At 52.1% G+C, this 14334-nt stretch carries 14 protein-coding genes; 3 read left to right on the top strand and 11 right to left on the bottom strand.

The features are described from left to right. Positions 1–263: 263 nt before the first annotated feature. The 5 genes from PG1C_RS06545 to PG1C_RS06525 form a co-directional block, all read right to left on the bottom strand. Complete coding sequence (locus PG1C_RS06545) at positions 264–1250, bottom strand: aromatic/alkene monooxygenase hydroxylase subunit beta (protein ID WP_202636607.1); 987 nt, start codon at positions 1248–1250, stop codon at positions 264–266. Positions 1251–1273: 23 nt separating this feature from the next. Then, complete coding sequence (locus PG1C_RS06540; RefSeq protein WP_202636605.1) at positions 1274–1582, bottom strand: MmoB/DmpM family protein; 309 nt, start codon at positions 1580–1582, stop codon at positions 1274–1276. Between the two features lie 90 nt (positions 1583–1672). Next, positions 1673–2008, bottom strand: a complete 336-nt coding sequence (locus PG1C_RS06535) for a monooxygenase system ferredoxin subunit (protein ID WP_202636603.1) — start codon at positions 2006–2008, stop codon at positions 1673–1675. Positions 2009–2014: 6 nt separating this feature from the next. Beyond that, positions 2015–2272 carry a toluene-4-monooxygenase system B family protein gene (locus PG1C_RS06530; protein ID WP_237218315.1) on the bottom strand — a complete coding sequence of 86 codons (258 nt, stop codon included), beginning with the start codon at positions 2270–2272 and terminating at the stop codon, positions 2015–2017. A gap of 106 nt (positions 2273–2378) precedes the next feature. Continuing rightward, the gene (locus PG1C_RS06525; protein ID WP_202636600.1) at positions 2379–3881 is read right to left on the bottom strand and encodes an aromatic/alkene/methane monooxygenase hydroxylase/oxygenase subunit alpha; all 1503 of its coding nucleotides are present in this window, start codon (positions 3879–3881) and stop codon (positions 2379–2381) included. 273 nt (positions 3882–4154) lie between these two features. On the opposite strand from PG1C_RS06525, the gene PG1C_RS06520 reads away from it, so the two are divergent. Beyond that, on the top strand, positions 4155–4838 hold the full coding sequence (locus PG1C_RS06520; RefSeq protein ID WP_202636598.1) for an NnrU family protein: 684 nt from the start codon (positions 4155–4157) through the stop codon (positions 4836–4838). Positions 4839–5044: 206 nt separating this feature from the next. On the opposite strand, the gene bphC is transcribed toward PG1C_RS06520, so the two are convergent. From bphC to PG1C_RS06505, 3 genes are all read right to left on the bottom strand, one after another. Further along, positions 5045–5968: a biphenyl-2,3-diol 1,2-dioxygenase gene (gene bphC / locus PG1C_RS06515; RefSeq protein ID WP_202636596.1), complete on the bottom strand. Its 924-nt coding sequence runs from the start codon at positions 5966–5968 to the stop codon at positions 5045–5047. Positions 5969–6002: 34 nt separating this feature from the next. Continuing rightward, a complete protein-coding gene (locus PG1C_RS06510; RefSeq protein WP_202636594.1) occupies positions 6003–7199 on the bottom strand; it encodes an acyl-CoA dehydrogenase family protein in 1197 nt (398 codons plus the stop codon). Between the two features lie 357 nt (positions 7200–7556). Beyond that, positions 7557–8741 carry an acyl-CoA dehydrogenase family protein gene (locus tag PG1C_RS06505; RefSeq protein ID WP_202636592.1) on the bottom strand — a complete coding sequence of 395 codons (1185 nt, stop codon included), beginning with the start codon at positions 8739–8741 and terminating at the stop codon, positions 7557–7559. 283 nt (positions 8742–9024) lie between these two features. Here PG1C_RS06505 and PG1C_RS06500 point away from each other — a divergent pair, with 283 nt between their 5' ends. Together PG1C_RS06500 and PG1C_RS06495 are read left to right on the top strand one after the other, a co-directional pair. Further along, positions 9025–9957 carry a catechol 2,3-dioxygenase gene (locus tag PG1C_RS06500; RefSeq protein WP_237218314.1) on the top strand — a complete coding sequence of 311 codons (933 nt, stop codon included), beginning with the start codon at positions 9025–9027 and terminating at the stop codon, positions 9955–9957. Positions 9958–10111: 154 nt separating this feature from the next. Continuing rightward, the gene (locus PG1C_RS06495; RefSeq protein WP_202636588.1) at positions 10112–11251 is read left to right on the top strand and encodes a fatty acid desaturase; all 1140 of its coding nucleotides are present in this window, start codon (positions 10112–10114) and stop codon (positions 11249–11251) included. A 183-nt stretch (positions 11252–11434) separates the two neighbouring features. Here the strand turns inward: PG1C_RS06495 and PG1C_RS06490 are convergent, their stop codons facing one another. The 3 genes from PG1C_RS06490 to PG1C_RS06480 all read right to left on the bottom strand — a co-directional run bounded on the left by PG1C_RS06490 (position 11435) and on the right by PG1C_RS06480 (position 14333). Continuing rightward, complete coding sequence (locus PG1C_RS06490; RefSeq protein ID WP_202636586.1) at positions 11435–12394, bottom strand: VOC family protein; 960 nt, start codon at positions 12392–12394, stop codon at positions 11435–11437. 20 nt (positions 12395–12414) lie between these two features. Next, complete coding sequence (locus PG1C_RS06485) at positions 12415–13338, bottom strand: VOC family protein (protein ID WP_202636584.1); 924 nt, start codon at positions 13336–13338, stop codon at positions 12415–12417. 287 nt (positions 13339–13625) lie between these two features. Next, positions 13626–14333 carry a sulfite exporter TauE/SafE family protein gene (locus PG1C_RS06480; protein ID WP_202636583.1) on the bottom strand — a complete coding sequence of 236 codons (708 nt, stop codon included), beginning with the start codon at positions 14331–14333 and terminating at the stop codon, positions 13626–13628. Between the last annotated feature and the right edge of the window lies 1 nt (position 14334).

Raw genomic sequence — 14334 nt, 5'->3', positions numbered from 1 at the left:
GGTCTTCACCACTGAATCCAGTGAATGGCGATAAGGAACAAAGGACACTCGGGGCACATCGCCACTTCGGGCAAGTCCTTTCAAATTCAATTGGAATAAGCATAAAAAAACAGGGCGAGAAATTTCAATCATTTCTCGCCCTGCCTTCTTCCGGTACATCGCTCGCCCATCTACTTCGCCGTCTCGCCAGGACCGACTTTCTGGCGAATGATCTCTAGCTAAAACACCTGATTCCTGCCTATTTGGGGAGGATCAGCAGTGCATCAAAGCATCAGCGAACGCCGAAAATCGCGTGTTGCGCTCTTGGCATCCGCTGCGGCATCGGGCACTTCAGGCATGGCAGCACAAAAGGCATCGATTGCCTGATCGGCAAGCGGCTCCCATTTTGCGATCCACTGCTTGATGACCTCTGCATTGCCTGATTTTTCGAGGGTCATTTTGACCAGGGCCGTTGCCCAGCGGCGATGGCGGGCAGCATCCAGAAGCTGGCTATCCGTCAACAGGCCAAGCAAGGTATCGCCGTTATGACGCCCGGCTTCACCCAATTTACGCAATACGGCCTCCTCAATCGCCGGCTTGGCGACGAGATTCAATGCCACAAAAGCTTCACCCCAATCCCAGGTGGTTAACACTTGCTCCATCAATACCCGAAATCCTTGCCATGCAGCGTCGTCTTCCCAATACTTCCGCTCGTCCTCGCCAAGACCCTTGCTAGTAAAAGTCAATGACAACTCTTTAGTGCGGTAAGCGGTGTGGCTTAACCATCGCATTGAGTCGGCAGCTTGAAACGCAGCGCAATTGGTAATCGTGCTGGCAGGGGACATCTGCTGGAGATAGGCCGATGCCATTTGCAGAGCGTGAAAAAGATAGCGCCCCGGCGTGTAAATTCTGGCCAGGGTACCCACCCACCGAGGTTCGAGCCCTTTGTCATGCTCTCTTTCGTTAAATTGATTGAAGAGACCAAACACATAGGTTTCCTGACCGTCTTGCAGCATGTTGTAAGTGCGGTAGACCAATTCATCGGGGTCACGGAAGGCATTCCAGTCGTCATGCTGCAAGGGGCTGTTGTTGCGATACCGCTTGTACCAGCGATTCATCGCGAGATCCGGATCGAGATCGTAAGGCGCATTCGCATCGCGGGTGTTGTACAGCAAATTGGTCGAAACAATCTCGTATTCGCTCGGCTTGCGACGACGCTTGGCAAGATAGCTCCATGTTTTAAGCGGTTTTAAAACCTCGACTTCACTCATTGTTCTCTCCTCGTTAACTCTATTTACAAAACCAGGGCGTGATGAAATCGCACGTAATCCGCCTTGGTATCAATCCGCCCGGCAAATGAGGCCAGATCGACTTCCAGTTCATTCATGCTGAATGGCCGCCCCAGCATGTCTTCGATGGTTTGCCGCTGAAGAAACATTTCGCCATCCGTCTGGATGCGCAGATAAGCCAGCTTATCTTCAACCGTGATTGCTTTGCCCGGATTATCGATTTCAGCAGCCTCAGCCACTGCCTTGGCCAGATCACCCTGACGCATGACCGGACCTACCTTGTTGTTAATGTGCGACTGAGATATATCACTCATGTTTCATCCTTTTCATTCATTAGTAGCCATGCTGATCAAGTGGCTTCAACTGGTGAATCGTTAGCTTGCGAAAGAAATCCAGACATAAACTCAAACATGCGCAAATAGCGGCACAACGCCTTCAGTGTCAACAAAGACATTTTCCTCTTCTACTTTGACCGGATATTCCGCTAAACACGCATCATCCGGATTGATTCCCGCACCGGTTCTGGCATCGAAAATCCATTGGTGCGCGCGGCAGATCAGTGCCTTGCCATCGAACTGCCCTTCCACCAGCAAAATATCCTGGTGCGGGCAAATCCCCTGATAGGCGCGAATATCACCGCCCTCCATGCTCAACAGCAAAACTTCCTGACCATTGATCTGAAAGGATTCCATCTCGCCTTCCCACAGGTCATCCAGCGTGCAGACTTTTGCAAAGGCCATGGTGATTTATTCCCAGATCACTTCGATGCATTCCATCGGTTTGAGTCCTGATTCACTCACCTTGAGTGTTCGCGGCATCAGCTCACCGGCACCTTGCCGGCGGACGCGCATGATGTGGCCAGGGCGTGCCGCAACACGGCGTCCGACGGAGTGATGCGCCGCCGCAGCGGCGACTTCATCCATGGTGTTTTCAGTATCCACAGGAAGCAGTTGCAACACAAAATCTCCCTGAAAATTTGACGTTAATGGGAATAATGCCATCATTTAAATCCTCGAAATAATTTAAGTTTCATCTGGTGAAGACGCTGGCCAAAAGAATGACACGGGTCAGATCGATACCAGACCTTCACCGGAAAACACAAATGCCGCCTCAGGCTGCCGCTTTTTGGCGAGCCGCGCGTATCGTTTCCACCCAGGCGTAGTTGTGTGCATCGTCACCGATTTCGCCAGGTGCAAGACTCATGTAGTTAAGCGCACCTTCAAGGTTGGGCGGTTGGATCATGCCGGCCAGGAAGCGGTCGATCAAGGACAAATGACCTTTGTAACGTTCTGGCTCTTGCTCGAAACACCACTGGCAGCCTTCTGAACAGAAATGGTACGTCCGACCTTTGTAATCAAGCGGGAAATCACGGACCTTCCAGGCCGGGCCCGGTACCGACGCAATCGGTAACTGACACATATTGCAAAGCATCGGTAAAGTCTCTGGATAGGTGAGTTCTTTTTTGCCTTCCAACAGATTATCGGTGATGACATCCCACACCGTCCCAAAAGTTTCCGACCATCCCGGGTATTTCTCTTCCAGCCAGGCACGATCTTCAGCGGTAACGCCTGCGGGGGTGTTCCACCACATGATCGGACGCCAGAACCAGAAACCCATTTGCATTGCGTGGCTAGCATGATCCAGGTCAGCAACCAACTGATTCCAATACCAGGGTTTATCCAGACCCAAATCCAGCAAGGCGCGCTCAAATTGACTCACAATCCATTCCAGCATGAATTCCTTGAAGGACATCTTGCGATCAGCTACCGGCGTGAAATAATCCATGGCGGAACCTGTTACCGCAGAAAACAGCTTCCAGGCACGCCAGATCATCGTATCCACAATGCGCTGTGCTTCCTGCTTTTTGCCATTCGCCAAAAGAATCGCCACCAATGGCCCGCCGATCTGGGCATGGCGCGACTCATCTGTTTGTATGCTCGAAATCATGTTCGAGAAAGACCAGTCACCGACTTCGGCCGCATCCGCCGCTAGGCCAAGGAACTGCATGTTGGTGAATCCTGTTTCAAACGCAAACGTCAACCCCAGGGCAACTTCCGATGCACCGCGCGTCACCATCATGTCGTCAAACAGATGGCGCGCCGCAACGATAGCCCAGTGATTGGTATCGGCTGACTTGTGCGCCCAGTCGAACTGACGGTCTTTCGGGCAAAGCTCATGCGGGAAATACAGCTGAAGTTGGGCATGCCGCATTTCATCCATCATGCCCATGGTAGCCATGTTGCGCATACCGGGGGCTTTACCAAATCGCGCCATGCGCGCTTCCGCCGTGGAGGCAGAATATTCGGCACGCGGAAAAGCACCGTAGTGCAGCTTTAATACCGCCTGCCAGCCCGGATCAGCTTTTTCGTAAATGTCGCTACGCTCAAGCGCTGCCTTGACGGAATAAGCGCCGGCGTCTTTCTCACGCTGAACTTTCACATATTCGGGATACGTTTGCTTGTAGGGCTCATCGTAGCTCTCCCAACCAGAGAGCGGAATTCCCATACTCCCGGACATTTCTGGCGGGAAAAGTTCATCTTCCGTCACATAAGACGGCGTCCAGTTGGTGGTGCGCGCAAGGTTGTACCAATCGAGTCTGCCAAGTAATGCCATGATTTTCTCCTCAGAATTAACACCTGCAAGGTAACGTCCGCTGGCCATTTACCAATGGAACCAATGGATCATCGTCGACGGGTGACTCTCGTACCGGTCAGGACACATGACGAGACGACTTTCTTATTTCCCCGCTCGCCCATTAAATTTCAAAGCCGCCCCCCCAACCTTGATCCAGGTCAACGAAAGCTGAAAAACTACGCTTTTCCTCATGCACGCATAGCCTGAAAGTGTTACTTTTCTCGTCGTTTCAATTCAACCCCGGAGGAAAAAATGTTGCCTTTGACTTCCCTAGGCTTAGCCTGCGCTCTGTTCCTCGGCCTGCACTGGCTGGTTGCCGGTAGCCCCTTGCGCCGCGTGATTGTTACCATCACGGGAGAAAAAATATTCCGCGCCGTGTTTTCGCTCGCAGTGCTGGTAAGTCTTCTCTGGATGGGATGGGCCTACGCCCATGCGCCTTATATCGAGACCTGGGGCGAGGCAGTGGACTTGAAACCGGTGGCCCTTGTCCTGATGGCCTTTGCCTTCGTATTTTTTATCGTGGGCACCTTCGCCAAAAACATGAGCATTCTCAATCAGAACACACCGGAAGATGTCAATGTGAAGGGGATGTTACGTATCACCCGCAACCCGGGACTCATTGGGCTGGGCTTATGGGGGCTGGCGCATTTCATTGTCAATGGCGATTGGGCAGGGCATCTGCTTTTTGGCAGCTTTGCCTTTCAGGGGCTGGTGGGGCCTTTGAACATGGAGCGCAAGTATAGAAAAAAATTCGGAGCAGCTTGGGATGCCTATGTCAGCCAAACCTCCCATGTACCCTTCCTTGCCATACTGACGGGGCGCAACCGCCTGGTCTTGAGCGAAATCAGCAAATCCTTGCTGATTGCGAGCCTTCTCGCCTATGCGCTCGTGCTGTATTACCATGCCGCGTGGTTCGGGGTCTCGCCGCTGTCTTAGCATCAATCATCCTGGCCACGGCGCGTTGCATGCCACAGAAGCACGCTGGTAAAAAATTGCCATGCCGTATCACCGGCGCCGATTTTTCATAAAAAAAACCATGCATTCGCTCACGGAGGAAAGAATGCATGGTTAAAAAGGAAGGGTGCAACGGAGAGGATTTCCTTCACCCAACCTTAGGAGGAGTAAACGGAGAATCAAGCAACTTACTTTTTCGACCAGTCGTAGCGCAAGCGAAGGTCCAGACCATAGCCGGGCTCTTCGTTGTCATGACCCCAGATGTCGTACTCGTAGTACTCGGATTGATGGGTCGCTTTACGACCTACCCCACCATACTCGACTAGCCAGCCCGATGGATTGACATGATAGAAAGTCAGCATGTGGTCATTAGCGTGTTTGCCGAGCTTCAAATGCACCGGTAATTTTCTATCGCGCACAATATCATGCGTCATGCCAATATCATCAATATTATCCACTTCAAACTTGAGGTGATTGATCCGCTTGGGTGCAGGCCCGCCAACAAAAGCCACGGTGTGATCGCGACCATTGCAGTGCATGAAAACAGGCTTGGCAACAATCCCGGCTTGAGGCACTTGCAGGTGATACTCGATCGATCCACGCATACCAAACACATCGGTATAAAACCGGTAGGCTTTTTGTACATCGGTCTGCCGAAGGATGAGGTGACCCAAGCCTTCATCTCCCGTCACAAAACGGCCATGCATACCGCGCCCCGGGTGAAAAGGCTTGTGAGAGTCAATCAACGGGCCGTGATAAATCTCCGTAGGATTGCCACCGGGATCTAAAAACTTGATGAGATCAAGCACCCGGCGCTCTTCGCAATCTGCCGCATCACATTGGAGAAATTCCACGCCTGCGGCTTCGAGCTGGCGCTTCATCTCGTCGAATTCCTCAGGCCCTGCAACACGCCAACCTAGATAATCCAGATCATCCGTGCCACTGTTATGAACGATGAAGCGGTGATGCTGGTAGTCCATCCGCAGGTAAAAGCGATCTTTTTCGCCCTCATCAAAAACCTCCAGCCCCAGCACCTGCGAGGCATATTCGCGCCATGCCGTCATATTCGACACACCCAAACCCATGTACCCCAATTCAGTCACGATTGCCATGATTTAACCTCCTTATATAGTTTAAAAACGAAATTCAGACCAGCGGATGCGCACTTAACCCGTATTGCGAACGGCCATAGAACATCATGTGGTCGTCATACGCCTGACCAAAGTGGATGGACATCATGAAAAGATCGCGGGCAAAGACCTCCACCAGGTCACCACGATAGGCTGCGGCTCCACCAAGCAATTCCATGGTGCGAAACCCCACCTGCGCTGCAATGCGACCCACATTGCAGCGCCATGCCGCAACCCGCGCTTGCTCTTCTTCGGAGGCGGAGGTTCTGCCTTGACTTGTCCAACTCTCGATTTGCTGCAAGGCGCGCTCATAAAGCGCTTCGGCAGTTTCAACCATCGTGGTGACTTCACCCAGGTTGCGTTGCGCCACGGGGGACTCCCACTCTTTCATACCGAGCACGATACGCTGCCGATTGCGTAACCGTTCGCGCAGCTCACGTTGCAAACGTTGTGCACCGCCAAGGGCAATCGTGGCAAAGCCAATGGCAAACGCCGGCCCAAATGGCGTGTGATAAACCGCTTCTTCAGGATCGAATTCACCGCCAATCGGTACGGCATTTTTCTTGATGGCTGCAAGGGGGCAAACACGATGCCAGGGCACAAATACATCTTTGACTTCGATCGAATGGCTGCCTGAACCATTGAGGCCAAAAGCTTTCCAGTCGCGGATGATGTGACCTTCAGACACTTTAATCGTGCATAAACAAGCTTGCGGCCCACCTTCGATACCGAAAAGCTCGCCTGGCAGATCGACCATTGCCCCCAGGCCAATCCAGCCACACATCTCGATGCCGCTTCCCCACTGCCAGCGGCCACTCAAACGCACACCCCCTTCGACATACTCGACTTTGCCTATCGGGTAGAGAATGTCGGCAACGAATTCGTCCGAGCCGAAGATTTCTTCTCGGCCCTTGGGGGGCAACATGGCTACCCAACATTCATGTGCCGGCATGAATAGCGTGAGCCAGCCACCCGCAACGCTATATTGCGAGACGGTACGCACGGCTTCGAGCATCGTCCGGTGGCTCAAACCTAAGCCGCCATAGCGTTTGGGGCGCAAAATCCGGTGAATGCCGGTCTCATGCAAGGCATCGCGAAACTCCTTGTCATAGCCGCCATTGGCATCAGCCTCGGTCAGTTTTGATTCCGCCAGTTTGCCTAGCGCATGAGCACGTTTGATGATCTCTTCATGTGTCACGACTTTTTGTAACATTCCTCTCTCCCGATAACCCTTAATGACTGGGTCTTTCAACCTCTTTAGCCGCATACCACCAAACAAGGCGCCAGTTACTGAAATAGGCATAACCCGCACACAAGCAACAAACCCAGCCTGCACAAACTCGAAGCGCCTCATACTTTTGATGAAAGCACTGCTATCCTAAAAATCCTGACTGGTTCGCGTGTTGACTTAAATCAACGAAAGTAAAAAAACAGCGAAACGCAAACAAAAACACAAAAACCAAAAACACGAAAAAAACCGCCCGATGTTTTTCACATCGGACGGTTTCCAGATAAAACGAACGCAAGTCTGAATGCAGGCTAAAAGCTGACGACGAACGCCTTTGCATCTTTAAACTAGCGGATGCTGACTCATGCCGTATTGAGCGCGACCGTAAAACATCATGTGGTCTTCGTACGCCTGACCAACGTGAATGGAAATCATCAGCAAATCCCGGGCGAAGACTTCCACCAGATCGCCGCGATACGCAGCAGCCCCTCCAAGAAGCTCCAGCGAGCGGAAACCAATCTGCGATGCACTACGCGATATATAGGCACGCCAAGCCGCCATGCGGGCTTCTTCTTCAGATTCGATAGAAGTTTTGCCAACTTTGCACCAGTCTTTCAACTGATTGACATAGCGTCCAAACAGCGCTTCGATCGTCTCAACCTGAGTCGTCACTTCACCAAGGTTGCGCTGCGCCACGGGAGATTCCCACTCTTTCATGCCGAGTACGACACGTTGCCGGCTACGAATACGCTCGTGCAATTCGCGTTGCAAGCGTTGCGCAGCACCCACGCAAATCGCTCCGAAACCGACGCAGAAAGCGGGACCAAAGGGCACGCGATAAACCGGCTCGTTGGGGTCATAATCCCCACCGATAGGTACGGTATTCTTCTTGATAGCCCCCAGGGGCAACACCATATCCCAGCGCGAGAAAACATTATTGATGCGGAAGGTATTGCTCCCTGTGCCATTCAGACCGAAGGCATTCCAGTCCTTGACAATCTCTCCTTCGGATACCTTGACTGTCACCAGGCAGGGCTGCGGACCACCAGGTTGCCCAGGGACATCAACCATGGCGCCCAGGCCAATCCAGCCACAAAAATCAATACCGCTTCCCCACTTCCATTCCCCGCTGAGACGCACACCTCCCTCGACGTATTCAATTTTGCCAATCGGAAAGAAAATATCGGAAACGAACTGATCGGAGGCAAAAATCTCTTCGCGCGCCCTGGGCGGCAACATAGCAACCCAAGTCTCGTGCAATGGCATGAAATAAGTTACCCACGCGCCCGAAACACTATGCTGCGCAACCGTGCGTACGACTTCTGCCATGGTGTCATGACCCAGCCCAAATCCACCGTATTTTTTCGGTCGCAGCAAGCGATGAATTTGCGTTTCATGAATGGCATCCTTGAGTTTGCTCGAATACCCATTGTTGCGGTCTGCCTCAAAAAGCCCTTCTTCGGCCACCTGACCAATATATTCGGCACGCTTGATGGCTTCTTCATGTGTCATCGTTGTTTGAACCACAATTTTCTCCTCGGGGTTTACAAAAAAAAAGCAAAAACAAACTTTTGCGTCGTGTAGCCTAACAACCACCCCCGCGCCCATGTTTGATCTATATCAACACAACAGGCGATTTTGTATTTTCCGAGCAAGCCCGTTTCGATCTTCTGTAAAAGTCACATTTTGTTGACCTTGATCAAAGTACCCGCTTCCGAGTCATGAAAAAATCCTCGCCTGCAAGTGGTGGTGTTTATGTTTTTTACCTCTGCAATCAATCAAACAATTAAAGGAGATTGTTATGGGCATCATGAGAATCGGTCACGTCAACATCCGCGTTATGGATATGGGTGCGGCGTTGAAACATTATGAAAAAGTGGTCGGCATGAAGACCACGCACAAAGATGCAGAGGGCAATGTGTATCTCAAATGCTGGGATGAGTGGGATAAATACTCGCTCATCCTTTCCCCTGCGGATAAGGCAGGGGTCAATCACGTGGCTTACAAGGTGGAACATGATGCGGATCTCGAGGCCCTCCAGAAACGCATCGAAGCCTATGGCATCAAAACCGAATTCCAGCCTGCCGGCACGTTACCCTTCGTCGGCCGCATGCTCAAGTTCAACCTGCCCAGCGGGCACGATATGCGCCTGTATTCTCAAAAAGAATTTGTCAATACGGATGTCGGCTCCACCAACCCCGACCCTTGGCCGGATGACATCAAGGGCACAGGTGCGCACTGGCTCGACCATTGTCTCTTAATGTGTGAAATGAACCCTGAAAAAGGCATCAACAAGGTAGAAGAAAACACGAAGTTCTGCATGGAAGTGCTGGATTTTTATCTATCCGAGCAGATTCTGGTGGGCCCAGACAAGGCCAAAGCGGCAACCTGGCTTTTCCGCACCTCTACGCCGCACGATATCGCCTTTGTCGGTGGCCCCATTAACGGTCTGCATCACATTGCCTTCTTCCTGGATAACTGGAACGATATCCTCAAAGCGGCGGACATCATGTCGAAGAACAAGACCAGAATTGATGTCACCCCGACGCGTCATGGCATCACCCGTGGCGAGACGATCTATTTCTTCGATCCCTCCGGCAACCGCAATGAAACATTTGCCGGGCTGGGTTATCTTGCGCAACCCGATCGCCCAGTCACCACGTGGGACGAATCCCATCTGGGTCAAGGGATTTTCTATCACGCCCGCGAATTAAATCCTGCCTTTACAGAGGTCTATACCTAATAGCACGTCAGAGAGCCCTCTTTCAAGCTAGAGGGTTCTCTTTAATCAACTGTCGGCTGCCTGGATCGTGCCTTACTTATATAACGGCAGGTTTTAAACGCAGATTTTTTGAATTTCGTTCATAAGATTTATTCATTTATCAGGAGGATAAACGATGGTGGATTATTTACGTTATTACTTCAATACGCTATTGGTGTTGACGGCAATTTTTGGCTTTTATCTTGGCGGGCAGTGGGTGTGGCTCGGGGCCTCGACCTATCTGGTCTTGCTGGCACTTGATCTGCTGCTACCCAACGACTACAAAAACCGCAAGATCAATCATCCGTTGCTTGTCGATTTTTCGCTGTATTTACATGTCGTACTCATGCTTGTCATGTACGGCATGTTTGCCTGGCGCATGAAGCAGGGCTTTCCCCCGGCAACTTCCTACAACCTTGCGTTGCTGGGTAGTTTTGCCAGCCTTGTGTGGATTAGCGCCGTTCCCAATCTTCCGATTGCGCATGAATTAATGCATCGGCGCAGTGCGGTTGAGCGGTTTTTGGCAAACATCGCCGCCACATTCTTTTTCGACCCGCACCGCGCCATAGGGCATGTGCACACCCATCACCTGTACTTTGATACAGAAAAAGATAGTGATACCCCGCTTCGCGGGGAAAAATTTTATGAATTCATCTGGCGTGCAACCAAGGGAGCCTATCTCGACACCTTTGAGCTTGAAAAACGCCGAATGGCCGCAAAAAACAAAAGTGTATGGGGGCCCAGCAGCATCGTCTTCTGGGGAATTGTCGCTGTTTTTGGCACACCGCTAGCCATCGGTTTATACGCAGGCTGGCTTGCAGGTGTTATCACCTTGTCCGTCATGGTAACTACTAAATTCCTCCTTGAAGCCCTCAACTATTTACAGCACTACGGACTACAACGCGACACCAATCAACCGATTGAAGATCGGCATACGTGGCATCATTTCTCCACCATGTCACGTATCGCCGGGCTTGAAATTACCAACCATATCGACCACCATCGTGATGGATTTCTTCCTTTCTATAAATTGAAAGTACACAAAGATGCACCTGAAATGCCCAGTGTGTTCATATGCGCCCCCGCCGCTTTTATTCCCTGGGTATGGGACAACCTGATTGTCAAGCCACGCCTTAAAAAATGGGATCTGGAATACGCCTCTCCTGAAGAGAGAAAATTGGCACGCAAAGCAAATCTACGTGCCGGATGGCCTGACTGGATAGGCGAATCCCAGTCAGTCACTGTGCAACATCACAGGGCAAGTGTTTGGGATTAAATTAAAAGAGAAGAAAAACCAAAACGTTAAAAAGTCGGCGCTGGTTTGAATCCGTGTCTGGACGATACGGCGAATAATCGATGAATAACCAGTGCACGGCGAGGAAAAACCAGTATCACTGAAAGTGAGGCAGACGGGACCATGCAATGCCACCCACTACCTACTTCCGACTGACCATACCCTCTACACACAAGGCAGGAAAAATTCCTCCGGCACCAGCGCCTCATCGTAATAGGACAACGCCTCACGCAGATGGGCCTTTGACCATACAACGGGCTGAATTTCCGGATGAACTTCTGTCATTCGGCCACCTGAACACAGCTCCAGGCGAATTCCGTTGCTGTCATAAAAATACAGCGAAAAAGTATTGCCATACGGCTGCCGCAAGGGTCCCAGAAGATCAATTGTCACCCCATCGCTGCGCAGATAATAACCATCGGCCATAACGTCCGAAGCATCTTCCTTGGTGAAGGCAACATGGTGGAGCTTGACTTCCTTGCCGGGATAAATCGCCACCTCCTGCCCGCCAACATTTTTCGCCATACGAAAGAGCAGGCTGGAGATCGTTTTACCCGCTTCATCAACCACCGTCTCCGAAACAAGAAAACCCAGCACGTCACTGAAGAAGGCACTGGCTTGTACTGGATCGGGCGAGGTGAAGGCCACGTGATTGATATTGAGCGGCGCCGCGGTATCACGCAGGGCTTTCGGTGCGACCCAATCCGGGCCTTCGTAACCGGTGACATAACCCAAAAGATCCATCGTGGCAAAGAGCCGGATTCGCGGACCCGCCGGAACGGTAAACGCAAGGGACTTGCCCAGCCCCTGCAGAACACTGTTGGCATCAGCGCGGTCAACCATCACGCCAGCTGCGGTGAGTTTTTGCTGAAAGGTCTCAAGATCATTGTCATCGCGAACATGAAAGCCGATTTCGACGAGCCCCGGGGTGCCACGGTGATCGACGACGAAAGAAAACTTATAGGGTTCGTGCCAGCAGCGGAAGCTAACGCGGTGAGGCTCGCTACCGGTTTCGAGCAAACCCAGCTCACGCGTGTAAAACTCGCGGGTTTTCAAAAGGCGTGAATCCTTGGCGGCAATCCACGCGTAGCCCAGACGATGTATGCCACGGTGCAGTAAACTCATGCGTTTCTCCTCGTATATTTTCAGGTGACGACTTCAAAGAAGTTGGCCGGGACGGCGCGCTCGTAATAAAAAGCGCCTCTGGGAATATGCTCACCCGCCCAGACGATGGGAGGAGCATTGCCCCGGATAGTTGGCGCTTCGTAAATTCCACACTGGAATTCATTGCGATTGCCGGAAGGGTCAAAGAAATACGTCGTCGTGACTCCGCCAATGCCATGGCGGCTGATGCCGTAGTCCAGCGTCGTGATTTTTCTGCGCTTGAGCATATCGACACGACGAATCACATCCGCCCGGTCATTCACATAAAAAGCAATGTGGTGCAGACTATTGGGTGGCCCGGGCGCAAAGGCAAGATTATGAATCGTACTGCTCGTCGTCAAAAAGAAAGCGAATGAACTGCCATCGGGCCCAAGGATCGTTTCGGTCAGATTAAAGTCCAATGCTTCCATCAAAAACTTGACGGATTTATCGCAATCGTTTCCAGCCAGAAGGGCATGGTCAAGATGTGTCACAGGCGAAATACCATCGACGTGATCAAGAATGATGTCCGGATCTTTCATGCCGTAGCTGTAGCCAATTTTCTCGGAATGATAAAAGAGGTTGAAGATGTGCCCGGATGGCAGGGTGATCATGAGCCCGTCGCCCTGCCCCAGAATGTCGCCACTGGCGACACGGCGCGTGGCCAGCCCCCAGTCGCTGGCGGCGATTTCAGCTTCCATCAAATCATTGATGTCACTCACTTTGAAACCGGCGTGATCCAATCCAGCACGGTCAGAAGCATTAAGGATAATGCAGTGATGATCTTGCGACTCATGTGCTTGCAAGTAGACCTGGCCAGACCGCCGCCCGGTAACTCGCAAACCAACCACATCGGTGTAATGTTTTTCGCTCGCAGTGAGATCCAGGGCACGGATGCTCATGTAGCTTAATCGTGTCACAGCCATTGCACTCTCCTCTTTTTTTTGTTCAGCATATTTTTTGAAATTTCGCAGAACAGCACGCTGTTCAGAAACCAAGCCACTGCTGCCGCATGATGATTTTTCAGCGCTAACTGCTGCGAAGGGTAAATGAACTATGCCGAACCCCAGTTGACTTGAATCAACTGATCCACAGATTCATCGATAAGCCTTGGGGTGCGATTCTCCCGCATAAGGCGTCCAGGCGACGCCGCCCCCAAGGGGACTTTCCAGAAACGGACTCAAGGTTTCGCGGCGTGTCACCAGCGCCGACTTTATTCAACGTGGCAGATGATGCCCTGCCATAGCTTGCCACCGAGCGTGGTGGCATTGACAAGACCCCACACACCAAACGCCAGGACCAGAAAACCACTGCCAAAACGCAACGCACGGCCCTGAATAACGCGGCGAAAGCGCACCAGCAGCAGCCCCGCCAGCATGAGATTAGGTAGCGTACCAAGGCCAAAGGCGAGCATGATCAAAGCACCGCGCACCGGGCTTCCGGAAAGCAGGGTCAGCGCCAGCACGCTATACACCAGCCCACAGGGCAACCAACCCCACAACATGCCCAGCGGCAGGGCTTGTGCCACCCCACGCACAGGCAAAAAACGACGGGTCAGTGGCTGCACTCGTCGCCACAACCATTGTCCGGCGCGCTCGACAAAAGCCAGCGTCTGAGTCATGCCCGTAAGATAAAGACCCAGGCCAATCAACATCAGGTTGGCGGCTATGTAGAGCGTCATCTGCATTGGCAACCAATGATTAAGTAACAGCCCGAGGCTGCCCACTGCGCCCATCAAGGCACCTGCCATCATGTAACTGCCGATACGGCCAAGGTTATAGGCCAGGTGGATTGACCACGGCGCTTTTTGGCGAGGGATCTGTACCGTCAGTGCGGAAACGATGCCACCGCACATGCCCACACAGTGCACCCCACCGAGCAACCCAACGAGGAATACCGCGAAAAAACCAGTGTCATGCATC

The organism is Rugosibacter aromaticivorans, from assembly GCF_000934545.1.
Taxonomy (GTDB): Bacteria; Pseudomonadota; Gammaproteobacteria; order Burkholderiales; family Rhodocyclaceae; genus Rugosibacter; species Rugosibacter aromaticivorans.
This window is presented reverse-complemented; position numbering and strand designations above follow the sequence as displayed.

Coding starts and splice junctions, on each gene's coding strand:
- PG1C_RS06520 (WP_202636598.1), top strand. CDS start 4,155: ATGTTGCCTTTGACTTCCCTAGGCTTAGCCTGCGCTCTGTTCCTCGGC.
- PG1C_RS06510 (WP_202636594.1), bottom strand. CDS start 7,199: ATGTTACAAAAAGTCGTGACACATGAAGAGATCATCAAACGTGCTCAT.
- PG1C_RS06525 (WP_202636600.1), bottom strand. CDS start 3,881: ATGGCATTACTTGGCAGACTCGATTGGTACAACCTTGCGCGCACCACC.
- PG1C_RS06500 (WP_237218314.1), top strand. CDS start 9,025: ATGAGAATCGGTCACGTCAACATCCGCGTTATGGATATGGGTGCGGCG.
- bphC (WP_202636596.1), bottom strand. CDS start 5,968: ATGGCAATCGTGACTGAATTGGGGTACATGGGTTTGGGTGTGTCGAAT.
- PG1C_RS06480 (WP_202636583.1), bottom strand. CDS start 14,333: ATGCATGACACTGGTTTTTTCGCGGTATTCCTCGTTGGGTTGCTCGGT.
- PG1C_RS06530 (WP_237218315.1), bottom strand. CDS start 2,272: ATGATGGCATTATTCCCATTAACGTCAAATTTTCAGGGAGATTTTGTG.
- PG1C_RS06485 (WP_202636584.1), bottom strand. CDS start 13,338: ATGGCTGTGACACGATTAAGCTACATGAGCATCCGTGCCCTGGATCTC.
- PG1C_RS06545 (WP_202636607.1), bottom strand. CDS start 1,250: ATGAGTGAAGTCGAGGTTTTAAAACCGCTTAAAACATGGAGCTATCTT.
- PG1C_RS06540 (WP_202636605.1), bottom strand. CDS start 1,582: ATGAGTGATATATCTCAGTCGCACATTAACAACAAGGTAGGTCCGGTC.
- PG1C_RS06490 (WP_202636586.1), bottom strand. CDS start 12,394: ATGAGTTTACTGCACCGTGGCATACATCGTCTGGGCTACGCGTGGATT.
- PG1C_RS06535 (WP_202636603.1), bottom strand. CDS start 2,008: ATGGCCTTTGCAAAAGTCTGCACGCTGGATGACCTGTGGGAAGGCGAG.
- PG1C_RS06495 (WP_202636588.1), top strand. CDS start 10,112: ATGGTGGATTATTTACGTTATTACTTCAATACGCTATTGGTGTTGACG.